A 21,826-nucleotide genomic window follows, 5' to 3' on the forward strand; every position below is an offset into this window, starting at 1 on the left:
ACCCACACCAATTAGAACAAATACTCTATTCAGCTTAATTTTTAAACTAATTAGTTTTTCCTAGAGCATTTACTCTTATTTTAATTGTGATATTTTTGTCACATGGAGTAACAAATGGTCTCGGTTTGCACAAGTCGAAATCATCCTAAATGAAAGCTTAAAGCATCAACAAAAACTGTCATAAAAGACTTTATAGCCCAAGGGAAATGTATAATGAAATTAAAAGCACTTAGCACAGCAATGATTCTTGCAACTGTACCAATGACGGGGGCATTTGCCGCTGCTCTAGATCGTTCAGGTCAATCTATGGCTGCATTCTTGCAACCTGGTAATTACTTTGAAGCAGGTATTTCTGTATTAGATCCAGATGTATCTGGGAAGGCTATTTCAACTGCTGGTGGCGGCAATCTTTCTGACATGGGAGATGATTACTACTTCCCCTCAGCTGCTCTTAAATTACAAGTAACAGACCACTTCTCATTTGGTTTGATCTATGACCAACCATTTGGTGCTGATGCTGCATACTCAACAAGTGACCCACTTGTTGGTCTCAATACAGGTTTGTTCCACTTAAACGGTGAAGCAACTGAAGTAGAAGTTGACACTCAAAGTTTGTCTATGATTTTTGGTTTCCAGCCAAATGAAAATTTCAACATTTATGCTGGTCCTGTTTATCAAACAATTAAAGGTAATGTTCAATTACGTGGTGCGGCATATGGTTCAGCTAACGGCCTTGGCTTATATAATGCTGATTTAGATGAAGATGGTGCAGTTGGCTGGTTAGCTGGCTTTGCTTATCAAATTCCTGAAATTGCTTTAAAAACATCTATCACTTATCGCTCTGAAATTGACCACAAAGCATCTGCTCGCGAATATGGTCAAAGTAACGTATTAGCATTTGTTGGCAGTAGCCCTGTTTACGATGTAGCAACAGATGCAAATATTACAACTCCCCAATCTGTTAACCTTGATTTCCAAACAGGGATCATGGCAAATACAGTTGCCTTTGCAAATGTACGTTGGGTGAATTGGAAAGACTTTTCTATTGACCTAAAACAATTCGGAACTGTTGCAGATACTCTAGGTGCGCTAGGCCAGACTCCAGACAACCCAAATGGCTTTGATATTGTTGCTTATACTGATGACCAATGGTCAGCAAACGTAGGTGTAGGCCGTAAATTTAATGATCTATGGGCAGGTAATGTCTCAGTAGGTTGGGATTCTGGTGCAGGTAATCCTATATCAACTCTTGGCCCAACTGAAGGTTACTGGAATGTTGGCTTAGGACTTCAATATAGTCCAACACCTGCAACCTTTATCGCTGGTGGTGTTAAATACTTCATGCTAGGAGATGCCAAAGCACAAGTAGCGTCTGACTTCGGTTCAGATTCTTATATCGCAGAATTTGAAGACAACGATGCTTGGGCATACGGTTTAAAAATCGGTTACCGCTTCTAATCTATTGCTTTTCAAAGGAGCCACCCTTCAGGGTGGCTTTTTTTTCAACTAAAACTCCCATTTTTTATACGAGTGTTAACTAAATGTTCAAATTTAAAACACTTAAACTCATATTTACCCAAACATTACCCTAAAAAATTATTTAATAGAATTCATTTACTTAAGACTTTAAAATAGTACTTTTACTCTAATCAACTGCTATTTATAACTTATTCAGTTCATTTATTCTGCGAAGTTGAGCATTTACTCTTTTTTTAAATATGTTACTTTTCCTGCACTTTTTGTTACATAAAGCATCAGGGAAGGAACATGAAGCTCAATAGAATTTATTCGGCTATTTTACTTAGCACTCTCCCACTTACACCTGCGCTTGCTGCTGGTTTAGACCGTTCTGGTCAATCTATTGCTGCATTTTTACAACCGGGTAATTATGCAGAAGCAGGTATTTCAATTTTAGATCCAACGGTTAAAGGAAAAGATCTTATAAAAAATAACGTCAGCGATATGGCTGAAGATTATTACTTCCCTTCCGCTGCAATTAAAGTACAAGCGACTGAACAAATTTCTTTAGGTCTTTTATATGACCAGCCATTTGGTGCAGATGCGATGTATAGCCTAGAACAGAGCATGTTTACTAATGGAATTGAAGCTACAAAAGTTGAAGTTGAAACACACAATCTCACGGCTTTAATTGGTTACCAACCTACAGAAAACTGGAATTTCTACGCGGGTCCTGTTTGGCAAACTGTTGAAGCAGATATCTCCCTACGTGGTCAAGCCTATATATCACCTAAAGACCCAACTAAAGTTTTAAGTGGCTATGACATTAAAATACATGAAGAAGAGGCTTTTGGTTGGCTCGCAGGCTTTGCTTATCAAATCCCTGAAATCGCACTTAAAACATCAGTAACTTATCGCTCCGAAATCAAGCATAAAGCTAAATCGGTAGAGACACACAAGTTAATGCCAATGTTAAATGTAGAATCACAACTTGATGCCATAACTCCGCAATCAGTAAACATCGATTTTCAAACAGGTATTGCAGCCAACACGTTAGCTTATGCCAATATCCGTTGGGTACATTGGGATCAATTTGCGGTCACACCAAAGTTTTTAAATGCTGCTTCTGGCAATAACCTTATTGACTATTCAGATGATCAATGGTCTGCAACCGTAGGCGTTGGCCACAAGTTTAATAGTCATTGGTCTGGTTCTGCTTCTGTAGGTTATGACTCTGGTGCGGGTAACCCTGTCACCACTTTAGGCCCGACTGAGGGTTATTGGAGCGTTGGCTTAGGTGGTCAATACAGCCCAGCGGAAAACTATTTTATTCAAGCTGGCGTAAAATATTTTTGGTTAGGTGATGCCACTGCACGTACGGGTACAACAAACGTTGGTGAATTTGAAGACAACTATGCATTGGGTTATGGCTTAAAAATTGGCTACCGCTTCTAAATCAATGCACTGTTAATATCGCATAAAAACAAAGGGCATCAAATGATGCCCTTTATTGTATTCAGCTTCAGATTAAGCAGGAATATCTCGTACCGAAGCACCACGAATTGCTTCTTTTAATGCTGCATACCCATGAATTGCAGGGAATTGTGGGAATTCTGCAATCACATTTTCAGGTGCATCAAATAAGAAACCATGATCCGCTTCACCTAGCATGGTGGTGTCGTTATATGAATCGCCTGCAGCAATTACACGGAAATTTAAACCGTGTAAGGCTTTTACAGCTTGACGCTTTTGATCAGGTTGACGCAGTTTATACGCGGTAATCATGCCATTTTCATCTGTTTCTAGTTTATGGCAGAAAATTGTTGGCCAACCCAACTGCTTCATCAACGGATGTGCAAACTCATAGAACGTGTCTGAAAGAATAATCAATTGGAAGTGTGTGCTCACCCACTCTACAAACTCTTTCGCGCCAGGAAATGGCCCCATATCCGCAATCACCGCTTGAATATCATTCAACCCCAAGCCATGCTGTTTTAGAATATTTAAACGCTGAGTCATCAACACATCGTAGTCAGGAATATCACGTGTAGTTGCTTCAAGTTCTTTAATGCCAGTTTTTTTAGCAAAGTTAATCCAAATTTCTGGAACTAACACACCTTCAAGATCAAGACATACGATTTCCATGGGCTCTCCCAAAATACCTGTAAAAATTTTTCCCTATCATAGCCGAAGATTTGGTATTTGCCTTGATCTTTTTTAAATCTATTTCATTCATAAGCATTTATTTTTTAGTGATAAGACCTTATTAGGAATTCCATTAAAATAATCCACGCAAGTATAAAGATTAGCCCTCAAGCCGACTGCAGGAAGACTTATGCATACCATCCCCACCATAGACATTGTTGATGCACTCGCGACTGAATATGCTGATAAATCACCAAGTGACATTTTAAAGCTTGCTTTGAGTCAGCAAGGTGAAGTCGCAATTTCATTTTCAGGTGCAGAGGATGTGGTGCTAATTGATATGGCATCCAATTTAGGTTTGCCATTTCGTGTATTTAGTTTAGATACAGGACGTTTGCATCCTGAAACCTATCAATTTTTAGAAACTGTACGCAAATATTATAATATTGAGATCGAAATTTGCTTTCCCGAAACCGAAGGGGTACAACAATTAGTTCAAGAAAAAGGCTTGTTTAGCTTTTTTGAAGATGGACATCAGGAATGTTGCGGAATTCGCAAAGTTCAACCTTTACGCAAAAAACTGGCAACTTTAGATGGTTGGATTACAGGACAACGTAAAGACCAAAGCCCGGGTACACGGCAAGATATTCCTGTCATACAAGCAGATGTAGGCTTTTCAGGTCCAGCCAAGCAATTAATCAAATATAATCCACTGGCAAACTGGTCAAGCAATGACGTGTGGAACTACATTCGCATGATGGAAATTCCATACAATCGTTTGCATGAAAAAGGTTTTATTTCTATTGGCTGTGAACCGTGCACCCGCCCTGTGCTCCCAAACCAACATGAACGCGAAGGTCGTTGGTGGTGGGAAGAAGCTACGCACAAAGAATGTGGTCTGCATGCAGGAAATCTCAAATAATCTGCACCCTATTACCCTATTAAGGTCAATAAAAATCACCCACCTACTGTGATTTTTATTGACGGATGATGGCGCAAAAACCACTGTATTTGTTTGGTAAAAAAGCTATACTGAAATTAAATCTTATATAACTCTAAAAAGCCTGTTCAGCAAAGAAGAGGCGTAGAAATTGCAGTGAGGCAATCCAGAATATGCGACCATTACACCCTATTGATTTTATATTTTTATCATTAGAAAAACGTCAACAGCCCATGCATGTGGGTGGATTATTCCTATTCCAAATTCCAGAACATGCGCCAGACACTTTTATTCAAGACTTGGTTGCTGATATTCGCAATTCAAAGTCAATGCCAATTGCACCATTTAACAATAAGCTCAATGGTCTGTTTTGGGATGAAGATGAAGAGTTCGATCTCGATCATCACTTCCGTCATATCGCCTTGCCAAAGCCAGGCCGTATTCGTGAATTATTAACTTATATTTCACAAGAACATAGCTCACTCATTGATCGCGCCAAACCTTTATGGACTTGCCATATTATTGAAGGCATTGAAGATAATCGTTTTGCGATGTTCTTTAAAATTCATCATGCCATGGTAGATGGTATTGCAGGCATGCGCTTAGTTGAAAAATCTCTATCGCATGATGCAAATGCAAAAAGAATTGTACCGCCTTGGTGTGTGGAAGGTCCGCGTGCTAAACGTCTGAAAGAGCCTAGAGTCAGCCGTTTAAAGAAAATTTTTGGTGGGGTTAAAGGTCATGTTGAAGCAACTCCTCGCGCAGTCTATGAAGTATCACAGACTGTTGCTAAAGATATGGGACGTAATCCTGATTATGTCTCCAGCTTCCAAGCACCAAGTACCATCTTAAACCAACGTGTGAGCGCCTCACGTCGTTTTGCCGCTCAATCTTTTGAGTTTGCACGTTTACACCGTATTGCTAAGGCTTTGGGTGTAACTATTAATGATGTGGTACTGGCAATTTGCTCAGGCGCATTACGTGAGTATTTACTCAGCCAATATGCCTTACCTAAAAAACCACTCATTGCGATGGTGCCTGCCTCTATTCGTGATGACGATTCTGAAGTATCCAATCGAATCACCATGATTTTAGCCAACTTAGGTACACACAAAGAAAATCCACTTGAGCGTTTAGAAATTGTGCGTCGCAGTGTACAAAATGCTAAACAGCGTTTTAAACGCATGAATGCCAATCAAATTATGAACTATAGTGCTTTTGTTTACGGTGCTGCAGGTTTAAATATTTTGTCAGGCATTATGCCAAAGCGTCAGGCCTTTAACTTAGTGATTTCCAATGTACCTGGCCCGAGTGAACCTTTGTATTGGAATGGTGCAAAATTAGATGCGCTTTACCCTGCTTCAATTGTATTAGATGGACAAGCTTTAAACATTACCATGACTAGCTATTTAGACAAATTGGAAGTAGGTTTAACTGCTTGTCGTCATGCCTTACCAAAAATGCAAAACTTATTGCAACACTTGGAAGATGAAATTCAGCGTTTTGAACAGATTATTGATGCGCCTGAAGGGGTCAATAAAATCGTGGATTGATACGTCAATCCATCAGAAACAATTCAACAGAATCAATTAAGGGGCAATTGCTGCCCCTTATTTTTGAATAGTACGACACTGTTTTAATAATTGCTGACAAACTGCGCTGATCATTGCGGTGGTAATTTGAGTTTCTTTACCTTGCTCATCTACAATATAACCGTTATGTGTCACTTTACGATCTAATACTTTTAAACTCTTTTGAATCACAACTTCACTCATACCCATGACATACCTCATTTGCTAAACCGAGGGAGATATTCGGCTTTGGCTACTCTGTATGCTTAGTATTGAGAATTCGCTCAAAAAAGTAAAATTTCAGATGTAACAACTGTTTAGCGATATCCTGTTACAATTTCAGCTCAGAATGATATCGTATTGCTCTTGCGTATATAAATTTTCCACCTGAAATTTAATCACACGACTAACAAAATGCTCTAAATCCGCCACTGCTGGCGCTTCTGCAGTTAACAATCGGTCAATCACCGATGGATGCGCAACAACAGTAAAGCCACGTTGTGATTCAAATGCACGCGCATATCTTAAAATTTCCCGAAAAATTTCGTAACAAACTGACTCTGCTGTTTTAACATAGCCCCGCCCCTGACAAGTTGGACAGGCTTCACAAAGTAAATGTTCTAAAGATTCACGGGTACGTTTACGGGTCATCTCGACCAAGCCCAGCTCAGACACTTGGGTAATTTTGGTCTTGGCATGATCTCTTTCAAGCATACGCTCAAACTGACTCAAGACTTCATCACGATGCTGTGCTTCTTGCATATCAATGAAGTCAATAATGATAATACCGCCCAAATTACGCAAACGTAACTGGCGGGCAATGACCTGTGTGGCTTCCATATTGGTTTTAAATACAGTGTCTTCTAAAGTCCGACCACCGACATAAGAACCTGTATTTACATCAATGGTGGTCATGGCTTCGGTCTGATCAATCATCAGATAACCGCCTGACTTTAATGCCACACGGGTTTGCAATGCTTTTTGAATATCTTCTTCGACATTGTATAAATCGAACAGTGGACGCTCACCTGGATAATGAATCAGGCGATTGTGCATATTGGGCACAAACTCATCCACAAATTCTTTTAATTTGGCGTGAATTTCACGTGAATCGACATAAATTTTGGCGGTGTTATCATTCGCCAAATCACGAATTACGCGTTGCGGTAACGGCAACTCTTCAAAAATCAAAGAAGGCACAGCAATGCTTTTTTGTTTACGCTGAATGTATTCCCACAATTTTGCCAAGTAACACATATCTTGCACTAAGGCCGCTTCATCGACACCTTCAGCTGCTGTGCGTACAATTACCGAACCTGGCAATTTATGCTCGGCCTGAATGGTTTCAATGATGCCACGTAGACGCTCACGTTCTTCATTCGATTCAATGCGTTGAGATACGCCAATATGACTGCCATACGGCATTAAAACCAAATAACGTGAAGGAATAGAAAGATCAGTGCTTAGTCGTGCGCCTTTAGTACCTAGCATGTCTTTCATGACTTGCACGGTTAGAATTTGCCCAGGCTGCAATAATTCAAAGACATTCGGTGTAGGTTGGCTGCGCGGCCAAATCATGTCATTGATATGCAGAAAAGCGGTACGCGACAGCCCAATATCGACAAAGGCAGCTTGCATGCCTGGCAGCACGCGCACGACTTTGCCTTTATAAATATTACCCACCAAACCACGCTTAGCGGTACGTTCAATGAATAGTTCATTGACCGTGCCGTTTTGAATTAATGCCACTCGACACTCCATCGGTGTGACATTAATCAACAACTCGTCAGACATAATAAAACTCAAAACATTATAAAAATTTTTGTGCAGCAGTTAATTTAGTACCTTAACTGTCTGTAATAACTGTACGGTTTCATAGAGCGGCAAGCCAACAACGTTGCTATAACTACCCTCAATACGCGGAATATAACGTGCTGCGATGCCTTGAATTGCATAAGCACCCGCTTTTCCAATCGGCTCACCTGTTGCCCAGTAACTTTCCATATCTTCTAAGCTTAGCGATTGAAATTCAACCTGTGTACGTACCACTATACTGGATTTTTTCTGTTGTGTACGCACACAAACACCTGAAAAAACATCATGTTTTCGACCAGAAATTTGTGACCAAATGGCAAAGGCATGTGCTTTGGATTCTGGCTTGCCCAATATCTGCCCATCTACGCCCAAACTGGTATCAGCAGCTAACACCATAGCATCAGGAAATAGCTGCAAAACAGCATCGGCTTTGGCACACGCCAAACGCTCAACATAGGTGGCAACGTCTTCGCCCGCTAAAATAGATTCATCAATATCTGGACTGTAAATTTCAAATTCCAGTCCGAGCTGTTGTAGGAGTTCCCGACGGCGCGGTGAACTTGAAGCGAGAATTAAATGCGCCATTTTCGCAAGAAATAATACAGCACAGGCCAGAGTAAAATACTACTCAGCAAAGGTTGCCAATGACGCGCAAATGGGAACTGAATTCCCCCCATGACTTGCAACACCCAAATCAAGGCGAGGTGTGCCAAAATTGCGATTGCACTGATGACCCATAAATTCGCAAACGTCATAATACGGCGTTCGCGAGTCAGGAAACGCGCCACAAAAGTAATGACCACAAAACTCAGGGCATTCATACCCAAAGGTGCATCGAGAAGTAAGTCTGCAAACAAGCCTGTACCAAAGGCGAACCAGATGCCACACCAAGTTGGCTGCCCAAGCACCCAAAACAAAGTCACCATCAACATAAACAATGGTCGCCAACCCGAGCCTGTATAAGACAATGGATACACCATGAGTACGGATGCAGCTATGACAGAAAAAATAATCGGCAACAGTGGATCTTTATTTTTGTTTTGTCCGAGTCGAGTTTGCCCAATTTTAGCGATTGGCATTTGGCTGCTCCTTCGCTAAAGATTCTGAGAAAAGCACCACCACATGATGACCACCCGCCAATTGTGCTGCAGGCATCACATCAATTTGTGCAAACTCACCAGAATTATGTCGGCTGATTTTGGTAATGCTTCCAACCAAATACCCTGCAGGAAAATGCTCACCCAAGCCTGAGCTATAGACCTTTTCACCAACCTGAATATTGGCACTGGTCGGCACATATTCCATTTTTAAACGTCCCAAATCGCCCGTACCTGACACAATCGCACGCATGCCTGTATGCTCCAAACGCACTGAAAGCGAGTGTTCTTTATCGGAAAGCAACATGACACGGCTACTGTGTGGATACACAGCGATAATCTGCCCCATAATGCCCTTATCATCCAAAACGGTTTGTCCGACTTTGAGTTGATTTTGTGAACCACGGTTAATCACAATAATATGACGCAAAGGATCGGCATCTGTACCAATCACTTCGGCAATTTCCATGCGTCCATCAATAATGAGAGGGGTATCGAGTAGACCACGCAGGCGGGTATTTTCTGCAGAGAGTTCAGATAATTTTTGCAAACGGACTTGAGCCTGCAGTAGCTCTGCCTGCATCGCGGTATTTTCACGACGCAATTGAGCCTCAGACTTACTTTGTTGACTTAGCCATTCTCGCGACAATACAGGATAGCTTGCAAGGGCATAAATTGGATTATATGCCGCATACAAAACATCACGTGCAGGTTGAATTACATGCGGTACACGCCAGTTAAAGAACAGAATGACCAAACAAGTAATGACCGCAATGATAAAAGAGCGAAAAGATGGCGGTTGTCTGGAAAACAGATTTGTTTGCACCGCCGAATCCTATGTATTAGCCAACAAATAACATATCGTGGTTTGGATTATCAAAGAATTCCAAGACCTTGCCACCACCACGGGTAACGCAAGTTAATGGTTCTTCTGCGACTACCACAGGCAAGCCAGTTTCTTGTGCCAAAAGCTTGTCTAGGTTACGCAATAACGCACCGCCACCGGTGAGCACAATTCCACGCTCTGCAATATCTGAGGAAAGTTCAGGAGGCGTTTGTTCCAGTGCAGATTTTACTGCCGATACAATGCTTTGTAATGGATCAGAAATCGCTTGGGTAATTTCATCAGAAGTTACAGTAATGGCACGTGGCACACCTTCTGCCAAGTTACGACCACGCACTTCAATTTCCAGTGGTTTAGCACCTTCATCTGGCAAAGCCATGCCGACTTCTTTCTTAATGGTTTCTGCGGTGGTTTCACCAATGACACAACCATGTGCCTTGCGTACATAATTAATGATTTGCTCATCAAACACATCTCCCCCAATACGTAAAGAATCTGAATAAACACAACCTTGTAGTGAAATGATCGCGATTTCTGTCGTGCCACCCCCAACATCGACTACCATTGAACCGCAAGCTTGCTCTACAGGCATGCCTGCACCAATTGCAGCAGCCATCGGTTCTTCAATCAGGCGGACATCACGTGCACCCGCATTAAACACAGCTTCACGAATCGCACGGCGCTCTACCAAGGTAGATTTACATGGCACACACACCACGACACGCGGTGCAGGTGGGAATAAGCGTTTTTCATGCACTTTGCCAATAAATTGGTTCAGCATGGTTTCAGTCACCTCAAAATCAGCGATGACACCATCTTTCATGGGACGAATTGCAGAAATGTTTGCAGGGGTACGACCCAACATTTGTTTGGCATCAAGACCGACTGCGGCAACAATTTTCTGTGAACCGCTGTGACGAATTGCCACAACCGTCGGTTCATTTAATATAATGCCTCGTCCTGGCGCATAAATAAGTGTATTTGCTGTACCTAAATCAATGGCTAGGTCTGGCGAAAACAAGCCAATTAGTCGTTTTAGAATCACGGAGTCGTTCTCGATTAAACTTTATGTGGACGCAAGTTGGCAACTTTAACTAAATGTGGTGCGTTGAACAAGTCAATCGCTTATTATAACGCACGATATTTTGAAATTTTTTATTAATACTGATTTTAGGTGATGTTATGTCTACCTCGGATGCTCAGCATTCTGCAGATTTAAATGCACAAACAGTTTCAGCAATTGCCCATCTTGCCCGTCTTAAACTCAATGATACGCAATCTGCTGAGTATGCTCAAAGTCTAAATAAAATTTTAGGCATGATGGAAAGTTTAAAAGGCATAAATACCGATGACGTTGAGCCTTTAAAAAGCCCATTTGACCACCCGCAACCATTACGTGAAGACGTCGTAACCGAACAGAACCATCGTGAGCAATATCAAGCTGTTGCCCCTGCAGTTCAGGATGGCTTGTACCTTGTTCCACGTGTGATTGAATAATTTATTCGGCTGTTACATTTTGACTTCATAAAAAGGTAAAAGAATTTTTCTCATGACAGATTTACATCGCTTATCGATTCGTGAAATCTCTGAGGGTTTAGCGGCAGCCAAATTCTCCTCTCGCGAACTAACAGAACATTATTTAAAACGTATTGCCAAAATTGATCCGCAAGTACGCTCTTATGTCACCGTGACCAATGAAGTAGCACTGGCACAGGCAGATGCAGCCGATGCGATACGTCAGGCAGGTCAAGCGACAGCTTTAACAGGCGTTCCTGTTGCACATAAAGATATTTTTTGTACCCAAGGCATTAAAACCTCTGCGGGTTCAAAAATGCTGGACAATTTTATCTCGCCTTATGATGCAACTGTGGTGGCGCAAGGTAAAAATGCAGGTTTGGTCACTTTAGGTAAAGTGAACATGGATGAATTTGCAATGGGTTCAACCTCTGAAAGTTCATTCTACGGTGCAACAAAAAACCCCTGGGCACTTGACCATGTACCGGGTGGTTCATCAGGTGGTTCGGCTGCAGTCGTGGCGGCTGATCTAGCACCATTTGCTACAGGTACAGATACAGGTGGCTCAATCCGTCAGCCTGCATCGTTCTGTGGTTTGACGGGTTTAAAACCAACCTATGGACGTGTTTCACGTTACGGCATCATTGCTTATGCATCGTCTTTAGATCAAGCAGGCCCAATGGCACGCTCTGCAGAAGACTGTGCTTATTTAATGAATGTGATGGCAGGTCATGATGCTAAAGACTCAACCTCTATGGATAAAGCGGTTGAAGATTATGTGGCAAACCTCAATGCGACAGCGCTTAAAGGCTTACGCATTGGTATTCCTAAACAATACTTCAATGTGGCAGGCTTAGATGCTGATGTAAAAGCACGTGTTGAAGAATCACTAAAAAAATTAGAAGAATTGGGCGCAGTATTGGTTGAGATTGATCTCAACATGACGGAAAGCTACGTGCCAACTTACTATCTGATTGCCCCTGCAGAAGCATCGTCTAACCTTTCTCGTTACGATGGTGTGCGTTATGGCTACCGTGCAGAAAATCCGCAAGATATTTTAGACCTTTACAAACGCTCACGTTCTGAAGGTTTTGGTGCAGAAGTACAACGTCGTATCTTGATTGGTACTTATGCCCTTTCTGCAGGTTATTACGATGCCTACTACGTGAAAGCGCAAAAAGTACGTCGTTTAATTCAGCAAGACTTCTTAAAAGCCTTTGAACAGGTAGATGTAATTGCTGCACCGACTGCACCAACCACTGCATATAAAATTGGCGCGTCTTTAGACCCTGTTGAAATGTATTTGGGCGATATTTACACCATCGCGGTGAACTTGGCGGGCTTACCTGCAATTAGTGCGCCTGTTGGTTTTGACCAAGATCACTTGCCTGTGGGTTTACAATTAATTGGCAATTACTGGTCTGAATCGCAACTGCTATCTGTGGTACATCAGTATCAACAAGCGACCGATTGGCATACTCAACGCGCTGCAATTGCTGAGGAGAACGCATAATGGCGAAGAATACTGCTAAACCAAAATCAAACCTGATTGATGGTTGGGAAGTCGTGATTGGTATTGAGATTCACACTCAGCTTGCAACCCATTCTAAAATTTTCTCAGGCTCATCAACCGAATTTGGTCAAGACCCAAATACGCAGGCCAGCCTTGTTGATTTAGCCATGCCAGGCGTCTTGCCAGTGCTGAATAAAGAAGTGGTGGATTTGGCAATCCGTTTTGGTTTGGGTATTGATGCTTACATCGACCAAGCTTCTGTGTTTGCGCGTAAAAACTACTTCTACCCTGACTCTCCAAAAGGCTACCAAATTAGCCAAATGGATAACCCGATTGTGGGCTTAGGTCATATCGACATCCAACTTGAAGATGGCACAACCAAACGCATTGGCGTGACCCGTGCGCACCTTGAGGAAGATGCAGGTAAATCAATCCATGACCAATTCGAAGGCATGTCTGGCATCGACTTAAACCGTGCAGGTACGCCTTTATTAGAAATCGTATCTGAACCCGATATGCGCTCAGTTGAAGAAGCGGTTGCTTATATTAAAGCGATTCACACACTGGTGCGTTGGTTGGGTATTTCTGACGGCAACATGGCTGAAGGTTCTTTCCGTGCGGACTGTAACGTGTCGTTACGTCGTCCAGGTCAACCATTCGGTACACGTTGTGAGCTTAAAAATCTAAACTCATTCCGTTTCATTGAACAAGCGATCAATGTCGAAATTGAGCGTCAAATGGAAATTTTGGAATGGGATGGCACCATTGATCAGGAAACACGTTTGTTTGACCCTGTGAAGATGGAAACGCGTTCAATGCGTTCGAAGGAAGAAGCCAACGATTACCGTTACTTCCCTGATCCAGACTTGTTGCCTGTGATTATTCCTGACGCGCAAATTGAAGCCATTAAAGCGACTATGCCTGAGCTGCCTGCTGCTCGTCGTGCGCGTTTCGTGGCTGACTTCGGTGTGACTGAGTATGATGCTCACGTACTGACACTGACTCGTGAAATGTCAGAGTTTTACGAAGATGTGGTAAAAGCTGCTGGCGGCGCTGCACAAGGTAAGATTGCGGCAAACTGGGTGATGGGCGAATTCTCAGGTGCTTTAAATAAAGCAGGCTTGGAATTGGCGGATTCTCCTGTATCTGCAGAAAAACTTGGCGGTATGATCGCGCGTATTGTGGACAACACGATTAACGGTAAGATCGCGAAGCAAGTATTCGGCTTTATGTGGGAAGAAGGCAAATCTGCGGACGAAATCATTGCAGAAAAAGGCTTAAAGCAGGAAACTGATACAGGCGCGATTGAAGCGATTATTAAAGAAGTTCTTACTGCCAATGAGAAGATGGTTGAAGAGTATAAATCTGGTAAAGAGAAAGCTTTCAATGGTCTTGTTGGTCAAGTGATGAAAGCTGCGAAAGGTAAAGCAAACCCTGCACAAGTAAATGAATTAATGAAAAAATTGATTGGTTGATCTGATCTTTTTTTTTAAATAAAACCCGCTTTAGAGCGGGTTTTTTAACTCTTACTTTGTGAAAAATTCTCTAATTTCATTGATCCATTCTATTTCTTCTAAACTATTAACCGCTCTAATATATTCCTCAGCAAACTCCACTTTCATGGTATTATTATTTTTGCCAAAAAATTCTTTTAAAATCTTTCTTTCAGGTATAGATAAAGTTAAACATAAACCTGAAGGATAAAATTGATTTTCCAACAACGGTACTCTTTTGTGTTCACTAAGCAGTACTTCTAGTTCAGGATGTTCTCCTTTTTTCTCTTCTAATACTTTTAAAAACGTTTTTGCATTAAGAACATCTTCAAGAACAGTCGAATTAGCAGCAGTTGTTGAGTTAATCATCACCAATTCAGATTTCTCATTTTCTTGATTATTAATTAAACGACGATATTTTAATTTAGGGTGCTGAGTATCATGTTTTACATAATTGGTATTAGCATCTAAATTGGCATCCGTATCACAAACCAAAAACACCTTGCCTTTCATTTCTTGTTTGAAGTCTTCAAATGCTATTGCAAGATGATTATACAATTTTTTAACTTCACTATACCCACCAACAGGTAAAATTCTCAATCTAGAATTTTCAACCAAATCAGATAGGTAATAATTAAAATAGACTTTTTCTGAAGAACCTTCACAAATCAACCAATTAAATGGATTCTCACTCATACTTCCATAAATAATAGCCTGAACTAAATCATTTATACTTTTCAATTGAATACTAAAAGGTAGTTGATTACGTGACTGAACACCTATAATCCTTGTTTCTTCACGGTACTTGCTAATATTAATAAAATCAAACTTATGACTACTATCATCTCCTTTATTTAAAATTACCGTATTACCTCTAATCACAGAGGGGATATAACCATACCAATGTGTAGTAAATAATACTTGAGAACAATAATTAGTTGTTTCATATAAACTTTGAAACATATCAAAACATGCTGAAATATGTAAAGACGACTCAGGCTCATCGAACCCAAAAATCACATATTTTTCATTATGATTTTCATAGTTTTTTCTAAGTAAACTATTTGCAATATCCAATATAGCTTTTTGTTTCTCACCTGAACTAAGTTTAGTAATCGCCATTGATGAACTCGCATCTACTTTCAGATGCATAGTCCTTATATTGAAATATGCTTCAATAATTAGGTTGTTGATATCTACTCGTTTTAATTTTGTCTGCCTTACATCGCTATTTGTTTTATAAATATATGACTCAAGATCTTGTTCAATTTCTCCAATAATCCCATCCAAAGAGTCATTTATTTTTTTTACAGTTGCAGCAGAGATTGTTTCATTTAAAGTTTGTTGTAAACTTTTCCCCATCAAAAATTCAAATTGTTTGTTATGCAACTTAGTAAATTCTTCAGCACTTAACTCTCTAGGAATATAAATATAGCGATAAATATCTACAATTTTACTAAAAATATTATCTAAAACATTCAAGTCAAATTCAGTTTCATCAATCTCTTCGACCTCGGCACTTGGAGAATTGATCCCTTCTAAAAACTCAGATAATTTTTCTTTAAAATAGCTATTAAAAACACTAAAACTCTTTTTATTATTTAAAGTTATACCCAATGGAATTAGAAAATAATCATCTATATTTTTGAGTGCAGATACTACTCTTTGAATATGCTGAACTGTTTCTTTAGCTCCCGAAAACCTTGGAGGTAAATTGTAAGCGTCCGCTGAATCCCATACCTATTTTTTAATTCGATTTAGGTTTCCAGCAGTGCGGCAGCAATTCTTCAATTTGGGTCACTTTGTGTGTCGGTAACCTTTTCAGCACATCACTTAAATAGGCATACGGATCCAAGCCATTCAGCTTTGCTGACTGGATTAAAGTCATGATGTTTGCCGCTCGCTGACCACTGCGCAGCGAACCTGCAAACAGCCAGTTCTTGCGTCCCAACGCCCAGGGACGCATCTGATTCTCTACCCAATTGTTGCATATCGGTAGATTGCCATCATCCAGATAGCGGCTTAAGGCTGGCCAACGCTTCAGAGTGTAATTGATCGCCTTGGCGGTGGGAGAACTCGATGGCACTGTCAGATGATGTTGGTTGAGCCATTCATATAGTTGTTGCATCACCGGTTGGCTGTGCTGTTGTCGGTATTCGCGGCGGTGTTCTGCTGTACTATCGGTCTTTTTCCTGAGTTCTGCTTCTATCGCATACAGTTTCTGAATCAGCACCAATGCCTGTTCAGCGATCTGACTTTTCCCAGTCACATGTAGCTCATGGAATTTACGACGTGCATGCGCCATGCAGCCCACCTCAATGACATCGCCTGATTTAAAGCGTGCTTTATAACCACTGTAATCATCACAGACCAGATGGCCCTGCCAGCCATTCAGGAACTCTTCTGCATGCTGACCTGAACGGCTATCCTGAAAGTCATAGATCACCGCCTGAACTGGATTATACTGTGTGGTGGCATAGGCCCAGACATAACCTTTCTTCGGTTTTTTATTATTCTCACCCATCCGCATGATGGTGACCGGTGTTTCATCTGCATGCAGCACCCGCTGTTGCAGCACCACCTCTTTTAAGGCATTGGCCAGAGGTTCCAGTTCTACACCGCAGCGACCTATCCAGTCAGATAAAGTGGATCTGGACAGATCAATGCCAGCCCGCTGATAGATCAGGCGCTGACGGTACAGCGGCAAATGATCGGCATACTTCGATACCAGCACATGGCTGAGCAATTCAGGTGAAGCAATGCCTTTATCAATCACATAGGCGGGCATCGCTTGCTGAGTCAGAGTGTCACACTGATCACAGACCCATTTACCACGCACATGCTGTTCCTTATAGAACTGTGCCGGTCTGAAATGCAGTTTTTCACTGACATCTTCGCCGATACGACGGAGTTGGCAGCCACAAGCACATTGGGTTGATGCAGGTTCATGCTCAATACGGATGGTGTGTAGATGATCTGGCAGTGGTCGACGTTTAGGTTTATTGGTTTTGGCTTTCTGTGTCGCTGCATTGGTTTTATCTGCATTTAGCCGTTCCAGTTCTAGATCAACCGCGGCAATATCTTCTTCAACCGCTTCATCCCACAGATGGATTTGTTTTGCCGTTAAGTGTTCATTCTTTTGGGCGAATTTGTGCTTTTTAAACAGCGCCAGTTCATGCTCGTATTTTTGATTGAGAATAGAAAGATGTTGAACTTTGGCATCCAATTGTTGGTTTGATTGTGCTAGAGACTGATGCTGCAGCGCCAACTGCCTGGTGAATTCCAGCAGTTGTTCATGGGTCAGTTGGCTTAAGTCAGGCAGCGTATTCATGACCGCAGTATGCCTGAGGTCATGAGAAGAATGAAATAGAACGTTTGGAGAATAGCAGAATGGAACAGCCTGGTTTAAAGCATCGTCACCACCTGCTGTCGTCCAATGCGCTGCCAGGGCAAACCTTGGATCAGTGCCTGTAACTGTTCCGGGCTGAGGGCCACGGTTTCACCTTGGTGAACTTGAGCCCAGTGAAATTTGCCCTGTTCCAGCCGCCGGGCACACAGCCAGATGCCCAATCCATCATGTACCAGCACTTTCATGCGATGGCCACGTTTATTACAGAACAGGTAAGCACAATGCGGTTTGATGTAGCCAAAGGCTCTCACCACCTGAGCCATGGTCGTATCCATACCTGCACGCATGTCCATGGGCTGAGTAGACAACCAGATTTCATCAATGCGGATCATATTGCAAGTGCCTTGAGTAATTCTGCTAAAGCAGATATTTCTGATACTTGCCATTTCAAGCCAATTTCTGCTTTTGAGTGGGGTAAAGTAATTTGAACCGTTAACATGTCAGTAGGAGTAGGATCTAATGGTGCAGAGCAAGATAAGGCAATAAATGCAGGTTTATTCGGTAGTGGTGAGCGATCATTCCCTGGCTTAGCATCAATTAAGCGAATCCATTTGGATACAAGATTTGTATTCAATCCATGTTGCAAAGCGACCGAAGCAATTGAAACGTCCGGTGCTTTACAAGCCTGAACGATCTGCTGTTTAAATTCAGCACTGTATGTTCTTCGTTTTTTCGCAAGAGATGCGATGGATGTCTGGTGATTTGTAGTCATAAATTTTAGTCCCCACTTGTTTTTAAGTGGGGACTAAATTAAGGCTTATAGGATGAATTCATAAGGTGTGTTCAGCGGACGCTTACGGTAAATTTGTAGCCTTAATCTGTTTAATTGATTTATCTATAACTTGAACTACTTCAAGTTCTTTAGCATCAAATGTAACCTTATCTTTTTCAATTAAAAAAATTGGCACAATGTACGGAATATTAGAATCATCTTGGGATTTATTATGAGATAAATTAATATTCCATTCTTTATGGGACAAGAAAATTTTATCCAAAGCCTCTAAAATAGTACTTTTCCCAATTCCATTGTTACCAACTAAGCCACAAAATTTTTCTCCATCACTCAGCGGAATAAAATTAATACCCTTATAAGTTTTTATATGTCTTAAGAAAATTCCAACTATCATTTCATTTATTCTTTGAAATCAATTATATAAAATATAATAAAATTAATAGAAAAACTCAATTAGTATGTTATTTTTTAAATGTAACCTCTATGACCAAACCTGAGGACTCAGGACACATTCCACACCTTTTCCTATAACGAGAGGGTGAGGGAGAGATAAATATTTAAATTTTAAAATGAAGTACAGATCAAAAATCATTCACCCATCACTTCATGTCTCTTAACATATTCTTAGCCCCTGCATGATTATAATTATTGGCTAAATTCTCTAAAATACGTTTTGCCTGCGCATCGGAATTTGGGAAACGACTCCGATAATTCGAAACACCCGTTAAACAACGAGCCACCAACATGCCAGACTCTGTATAAATACGTGTCCCTTCTGCGCCTTGTAACTTGCCATAGTTATAAGCACGTTGCGCATTATTACAGGCATTAATTTGATTACGCCCATTGTTTAAATCGCGACGTGCCGCGACATATAAACGTGTCTGTTGCTGTTGCGGTGTTTCAACCACACGTGGTGGAGCTGTTTTTACTGCTGCAGCCACTGGCTCTTTTTTCTCTTCAAGTTTTTCTTTCACTTCAGCAACTTTGGTTTTATTTATTGTTTTGGGATTACTTGGAGTTACTTTAGCTCCTGCCTTTGCGGATTCAGAAGTCGCACGGTAAAAGCGTCGTGCTTCATCTTCAGACATTATTTTAGTGACCAAACTCACCACTCGCGCTTCACCACGCTGTTCCAACTGGCGCTCTGCCACTGGCTCAATGGATACGATCCAATTTTCGCCCTTATTACCTACACAGCGGTATGCTCCAATCCCCTGTTTTACATCTCGATAGCTATTGAGTAATTTTTTAGACCATGCATTCTTGACTAAACTCATTGAGCTTTTATAGGCAAGCGTGAGACGTCCATTTTGTGACTGACAGTAACTACCCAGATATTTACGTGGCAGCATAGATTCAGCAGGTTGTTCTTTACGCTGTGGCCCCCAATAATAGACATATTCTTTAGCGGCACCATTGGGCTGATTTAATTTTTTTTGAACAATCAGTTCTTGTGGAGATGCAAAATGCTTCACCGAATTTGGGCTATATTGATCAACTGTTGCACAACCAAATAATAGGCTACCAACCCCACCCATTAAAAGTAATTTTTTGCAGGTCACGTTTCAATTCTCTATTGTTTTTATATGAATGAAAATATATGAATTGGCTAAAAATAACAAATCTAACACCTTGATTTTATAGTTAAATAATCATCGCTTTATTTGAATCAAGTTTGATATTTTTATAAAACAATCCAATTCATCACAGTTTTTTATGATTTTGAAAACTAACACTCGTATTATTTTCATACAACTGTTCAGATCAATTTATATTTAGCCATCATGGCTCTGAACATGTAAACGCGACATCCACAACAAATGATGGATGTCGCCACCACACCTATTGATCTAATGTCGACTCAAATGCTTTTAAACGCTTATAGATAGACAAAAGCTCAATAATGGTTGGCCAAGATGCAATTAGATACTGAAAAGATTCACGGACTTTGCCAAATACGTTGGCAATTTGCATCATCAAACCCAATGTAATTGCACCTGCGGCAATACTTGGGAACAACACAAATAAACCGTAAATATTGTCCAATTGCATGTACCAAATGCGTACCAAGTTAAAATAGGCATAGTGGAAATATAAACGGAAATAGTTCAAACGCACTTTGCTAAACAGTTCTTTTAAACTCAGCGGATCGGCACGTTCAGCGTGATCTTCACCATAAACCAATTCTTTACGATAAGCCGCCTCAACTTTTTGGTTATTAAATTCCAGACCTGGTAACTTCGCACCCACCACAATTAACACCACTGTACCAAATACTGCCCAACCCACTGCAGCCCAAACTAAAGCATATGGAATTTCTCCTATTATAGGCAGGGCTTTGACATGCACAGACAAACTAAACAGCACAGGTAAAAATGCCAACAAAGTCATTAGGGCTTCGACTAAATTCACCCCTAAAGTTTCCATGGTTCTAGCAAAGCGCATGGTATCTTCTTGAATACGCTGCGATGCACCTTCAATATGTCTAAGCTTTTCCCAATGTGCGGTGTAATAATTATTCATTGCCGTACGCCAACGGAAGACATAGTGACTAACAAAAAATAAATTCAAAACCATTAAGGTCACTGCCACCATGGCGATGTATAAAAAGGTCAGCACACCTGCATAGAGTTCATTGACATCTCCACCACCACTACTGAGCATTTTTTGAATCAGGTCATAAAATGGGTTGTACCAAGCATTCACCACAACACTGACTTGAACCCCAAACCAAATATTAAACAGGATGAATGCCGATCCCCATACCGACCAGCGCTGCCATGGGTGATTTGCTTTAATTTTCCAGAAAATGGCAAACAGCGTCGTTGCCAAAAAAAACCACAGGTAAAACCATAAAAATGCAGTTGACCAAAAACGGCTGACATCTATGGGTAATGTTGCTTCGGCATAGCCTTGCGGGAAGCCAATCCAACTGCCCCATGCATTACCGCCCGAATACCATAAGCTTAGGTTAATACTCAACCAGAGCAACAGTGAAATAAAAAACCATTTTGGATTTGGAAAAAATGACTTAAACATGCAGACAAAATGCCTTTATTCTTAAAATATGACGATAAAACCCAACGCTGTTACTAGCTCAAAACATAGTGGCTGGGTACTAGAACTTTTATACTTTATACGCTGTTTTTTCAGCAATAATTTTATTTTTATACTGAAAACTGTAAATTTCATCAATCGGCTTTATTTTACTGTGCTGTTCATTTGCCACTCATCTAAAAAATTAAATGAAATTTCAACTTTCTTATATTTTTTAAAGCGTGAAATCATGC

General features: G+C 40.9%; 21 protein-coding genes. 7 read left to right on the top strand and 14 right to left on the bottom strand.

Annotation, left to right across the window (positions count from 1 at the left end; genetic code table 11):
* The first annotated feature begins 213 nt into the window (after positions 1 to 213).
* The gene (locus tag AC0T5Z_RS09935) at positions 214 to 1,458 is read left to right on the top strand and encodes an OmpP1/FadL family transporter (protein WP_435337301.1); all 1,245 of its coding nucleotides are present in this window, start codon (positions 214 to 216) and stop codon (positions 1,456 to 1,458) included.
* Between the two features lie 309 nt (positions 1,459 to 1,767).
* Positions 1,768 to 2,913, top strand: a complete 1,146-nt coding sequence (locus tag AC0T5Z_RS09940; protein ID WP_435337302.1) for an OmpP1/FadL family transporter — start codon at positions 1,768 to 1,770, stop codon at positions 2,911 to 2,913.
* Positions 2,914 to 2,985: 72 nt separating this feature from the next.
* Here the strand turns inward: AC0T5Z_RS09940 and thrH are convergent, their stop codons facing one another.
* On the bottom strand, positions 2,986 to 3,603 hold the full coding sequence (gene thrH, locus AC0T5Z_RS09945; RefSeq protein ID WP_411690804.1) for a bifunctional phosphoserine phosphatase/homoserine phosphotransferase ThrH: 618 nt from the start codon (positions 3,601 to 3,603) through the stop codon (positions 2,986 to 2,988).
* A gap of 190 nt (positions 3,604 to 3,793) precedes the next feature.
* Between thrH and AC0T5Z_RS09950 the strand changes: the two genes are divergently transcribed.
* Together AC0T5Z_RS09950 and AC0T5Z_RS09955 are read left to right on the top strand one after the other, a co-directional pair.
* On the top strand, positions 3,794 to 4,525 hold the full coding sequence (locus tag AC0T5Z_RS09950; RefSeq protein WP_435337303.1) for a phosphoadenylyl-sulfate reductase: 732 nt from the start codon (positions 3,794 to 3,796) through the stop codon (positions 4,523 to 4,525).
* 191 nt (positions 4,526 to 4,716) lie between these two features.
* Entirely contained in the window at positions 4,717 to 6,096 is a 1,380-nt protein-coding gene (locus AC0T5Z_RS09955) for a WS/DGAT/MGAT family O-acyltransferase (protein ID WP_435337304.1), read from the top strand.
* A 57-nt stretch (positions 6,097 to 6,153) separates the two neighbouring features.
* On the opposite strand, the gene AC0T5Z_RS09960 is transcribed toward AC0T5Z_RS09955, so the two are convergent.
* The 6 genes from AC0T5Z_RS09960 to AC0T5Z_RS09985 form a co-directional block, all read right to left on the bottom strand.
* Positions 6,154 to 6,324 (bottom strand): PA1571 family protein, encoded by a 171-nt coding sequence (locus AC0T5Z_RS09960; RefSeq protein WP_019838370.1) that lies wholly within the window; start codon positions 6,322 to 6,324, stop codon positions 6,154 to 6,156.
* Positions 6,325 to 6,453: 129 nt separating this feature from the next.
* Complete coding sequence (gene rng / locus AC0T5Z_RS09965) at positions 6,454 to 7,908, bottom strand: ribonuclease G (RefSeq protein ID WP_136143862.1); 1,455 nt, start codon at positions 7,906 to 7,908, stop codon at positions 6,454 to 6,456.
* Positions 7,909 to 7,947: 39 nt separating this feature from the next.
* Positions 7,948 to 8,514 carry a Maf-like protein gene (locus AC0T5Z_RS09970; protein WP_291341321.1) on the bottom strand — a complete coding sequence of 189 codons (567 nt, stop codon included), beginning with the start codon at positions 8,512 to 8,514 and terminating at the stop codon, positions 7,948 to 7,950.
* Positions 8,502 to 9,008 carry a rod shape-determining protein MreD gene (gene mreD, locus AC0T5Z_RS09975; RefSeq protein WP_136143852.1) on the bottom strand — a complete coding sequence of 169 codons (507 nt, stop codon included), beginning with the start codon at positions 9,006 to 9,008 and terminating at the stop codon, positions 8,502 to 8,504. The genes AC0T5Z_RS09970 and mreD overlap by 13 nt, the downstream gene beginning before the upstream one ends.
* Complete coding sequence (mreC, locus tag AC0T5Z_RS09980) at positions 8,995 to 9,852, bottom strand: rod shape-determining protein MreC (RefSeq protein WP_019838366.1); 858 nt, start codon at positions 9,850 to 9,852, stop codon at positions 8,995 to 8,997. The genes mreD and mreC overlap by 14 nt, the downstream gene beginning before the upstream one ends.
* Positions 9,853 to 9,868: 16 nt before the next feature.
* Positions 9,869 to 10,915 carry a rod shape-determining protein gene (locus AC0T5Z_RS09985; RefSeq protein WP_004975408.1) on the bottom strand — a complete coding sequence of 349 codons (1,047 nt, stop codon included), beginning with the start codon at positions 10,913 to 10,915 and terminating at the stop codon, positions 9,869 to 9,871.
* 137 nt (positions 10,916 to 11,052) lie between these two features.
* Between AC0T5Z_RS09985 and gatC the strand changes: the two genes are divergently transcribed.
* From gatC to gatB, 3 genes are read left to right on the top strand one after another with little or no spacing between them, the layout of a single operon-like run.
* The gene (gene gatC, locus AC0T5Z_RS09990) at positions 11,053 to 11,367 is read left to right on the top strand and encodes an Asp-tRNA(Asn)/Glu-tRNA(Gln) amidotransferase subunit GatC (RefSeq protein ID WP_004975405.1); all 315 of its coding nucleotides are present in this window, start codon (positions 11,053 to 11,055) and stop codon (positions 11,365 to 11,367) included.
* 52 nt (positions 11,368 to 11,419) lie between these two features.
* On the top strand, positions 11,420 to 12,898 hold the full coding sequence (gatA, locus tag AC0T5Z_RS09995; RefSeq protein WP_291341327.1) for an Asp-tRNA(Asn)/Glu-tRNA(Gln) amidotransferase subunit GatA: 1,479 nt from the start codon (positions 11,420 to 11,422) through the stop codon (positions 12,896 to 12,898).
* Positions 12,898 to 14,373 (top strand): Asp-tRNA(Asn)/Glu-tRNA(Gln) amidotransferase subunit GatB, encoded by a 1,476-nt coding sequence (gene gatB / locus AC0T5Z_RS10000; RefSeq protein ID WP_291341329.1) that lies wholly within the window; start codon positions 12,898 to 12,900, stop codon positions 14,371 to 14,373. Before gatA ends, gatB begins: the two co-directional genes overlap by 1 nt.
* Before the next feature lie 51 nt (positions 14,374 to 14,424).
* On the opposite strand, the gene AC0T5Z_RS10005 is transcribed toward gatB, so the two are convergent.
* The 7 genes from AC0T5Z_RS10005 to sbmA all read right to left on the bottom strand — a co-directional run bounded on the left by AC0T5Z_RS10005 (position 14,425) and on the right by sbmA (position 21,575).
* Positions 14,425 to 16,008, bottom strand: coding sequence for an ATP-dependent nuclease (locus AC0T5Z_RS10005; RefSeq protein WP_435337306.1), 1,584 nt, complete (start codon positions 16,006 to 16,008; stop codon positions 14,425 to 14,427).
* Positions 16,009 to 16,138: 130 nt separating this feature from the next.
* On the bottom strand, positions 16,139 to 17,722 hold the full coding sequence (locus AC0T5Z_RS10010) for an IS66-like element ISAba25 family transposase (protein WP_473786279.1): 1,584 nt from the start codon (positions 17,720 to 17,722) through the stop codon (positions 16,139 to 16,141).
* 74 nt (positions 17,723 to 17,796) lie between these two features.
* Positions 17,797 to 18,132 carry an IS66 family insertion sequence element accessory protein TnpB gene (gene tnpB / locus AC0T5Z_RS10015; protein WP_000618091.1) on the bottom strand — a complete coding sequence of 112 codons (336 nt, stop codon included), beginning with the start codon at positions 18,130 to 18,132 and terminating at the stop codon, positions 17,797 to 17,799.
* Positions 18,129 to 18,512 carry an IS66-like element accessory protein TnpA gene (gene tnpA / locus AC0T5Z_RS10020; RefSeq protein ID WP_473786280.1) on the bottom strand — a complete coding sequence of 128 codons (384 nt, stop codon included), beginning with the start codon at positions 18,510 to 18,512 and terminating at the stop codon, positions 18,129 to 18,131. The genes tnpB and tnpA overlap by 4 nt, the downstream gene beginning before the upstream one ends.
* An 82-nt stretch (positions 18,513 to 18,594) precedes the next feature.
* Positions 18,595 to 18,927: an ATP-binding protein gene (locus AC0T5Z_RS10025; RefSeq protein WP_435337770.1), complete on the bottom strand. Its 333-nt coding sequence runs from the start codon at positions 18,925 to 18,927 to the stop codon at positions 18,595 to 18,597.
* Positions 18,928 to 19,132: 205 nt separating this feature from the next.
* Positions 19,133 to 20,098 (bottom strand): hypothetical protein, encoded by a 966-nt coding sequence (locus AC0T5Z_RS10030; protein WP_435337769.1) that lies wholly within the window; start codon positions 20,096 to 20,098, stop codon positions 19,133 to 19,135.
* A gap of 280 nt (positions 20,099 to 20,378) precedes the next feature.
* Entirely contained in the window at positions 20,379 to 21,575 is a 1,197-nt protein-coding gene (gene sbmA, locus AC0T5Z_RS10035) for a peptide antibiotic transporter SbmA (protein ID WP_435337767.1), read from the bottom strand.
* Positions 21,576 to 21,826: the final 251 nt, after the last annotated feature.

It is taken from the genome of Acinetobacter pengchengensis (assembly GCF_982235305.1).

Excerpts from the sequence above, each read along its gene's own strand:
- AC0T5Z_RS09935 (WP_435337301.1), top strand. The coding sequence starts at position 214 with ATGAAATTAAAAGCACTTAGCACAGCAATGATTCTTGCAACTGTACCA.
- AC0T5Z_RS09940 (WP_435337302.1), top strand. The coding sequence starts at position 1,768 with ATGAAGCTCAATAGAATTTATTCGGCTATTTTACTTAGCACTCTCCCA.
- thrH (WP_411690804.1), bottom strand. The coding sequence starts at position 3,603 with ATGGAAATCGTATGTCTTGATCTTGAAGGTGTGTTAGTTCCAGAAATT.
- AC0T5Z_RS09950 (WP_435337303.1), top strand. The coding sequence starts at position 3,794 with ATGCATACCATCCCCACCATAGACATTGTTGATGCACTCGCGACTGAA.
- AC0T5Z_RS09955 (WP_435337304.1), top strand. The coding sequence starts at position 4,717 with ATGCGACCATTACACCCTATTGATTTTATATTTTTATCATTAGAAAAA.
- AC0T5Z_RS09960 (WP_019838370.1), bottom strand. The coding sequence starts at position 6,324 with ATGGGTATGAGTGAAGTTGTGATTCAAAAGAGTTTAAAAGTATTAGAT.
- rng (WP_136143862.1), bottom strand. The coding sequence starts at position 7,908 with ATGTCTGACGAGTTGTTGATTAATGTCACACCGATGGAGTGTCGAGTG.
- AC0T5Z_RS09970 (WP_291341321.1), bottom strand. The coding sequence starts at position 8,514 with ATGGCGCATTTAATTCTCGCTTCAAGTTCACCGCGCCGTCGGGAACTC.
- mreD (WP_136143852.1), bottom strand. The coding sequence starts at position 9,008 with ATGCCAATCGCTAAAATTGGGCAAACTCGACTCGGACAAAACAAAAAT.
- gatC (WP_004975405.1), top strand. The coding sequence starts at position 11,053 with ATGTCTACCTCGGATGCTCAGCATTCTGCAGATTTAAATGCACAAACA.
- gatA (WP_291341327.1), top strand. The coding sequence starts at position 11,420 with ATGACAGATTTACATCGCTTATCGATTCGTGAAATCTCTGAGGGTTTA.
- gatB (WP_291341329.1), top strand. The coding sequence starts at position 12,898 with ATGGCGAAGAATACTGCTAAACCAAAATCAAACCTGATTGATGGTTGG.
- AC0T5Z_RS10010 (WP_473786279.1), bottom strand. The coding sequence starts at position 17,722 with ATGAATACGCTGCCTGACTTAAGCCAACTGACCCATGAACAACTGCTG.
- tnpB (WP_000618091.1), bottom strand. The coding sequence starts at position 18,132 with ATGATCCGCATTGATGAAATCTGGTTGTCTACTCAGCCCATGGACATG.
- tnpA (WP_473786280.1), bottom strand. The coding sequence starts at position 18,512 with ATGACTACAAATCACCAGACATCCATCGCATCTCTTGCGAAAAAACGA.
- AC0T5Z_RS10025 (WP_435337770.1), bottom strand. The coding sequence starts at position 18,927 with ATGATAGTTGGAATTTTCTTAAGACATATAAAAACTTATAAGGGTATT.
- sbmA (WP_435337767.1), bottom strand. The coding sequence starts at position 21,575 with ATGTTTAAGTCATTTTTTCCAAATCCAAAATGGTTTTTTATTTCACTG.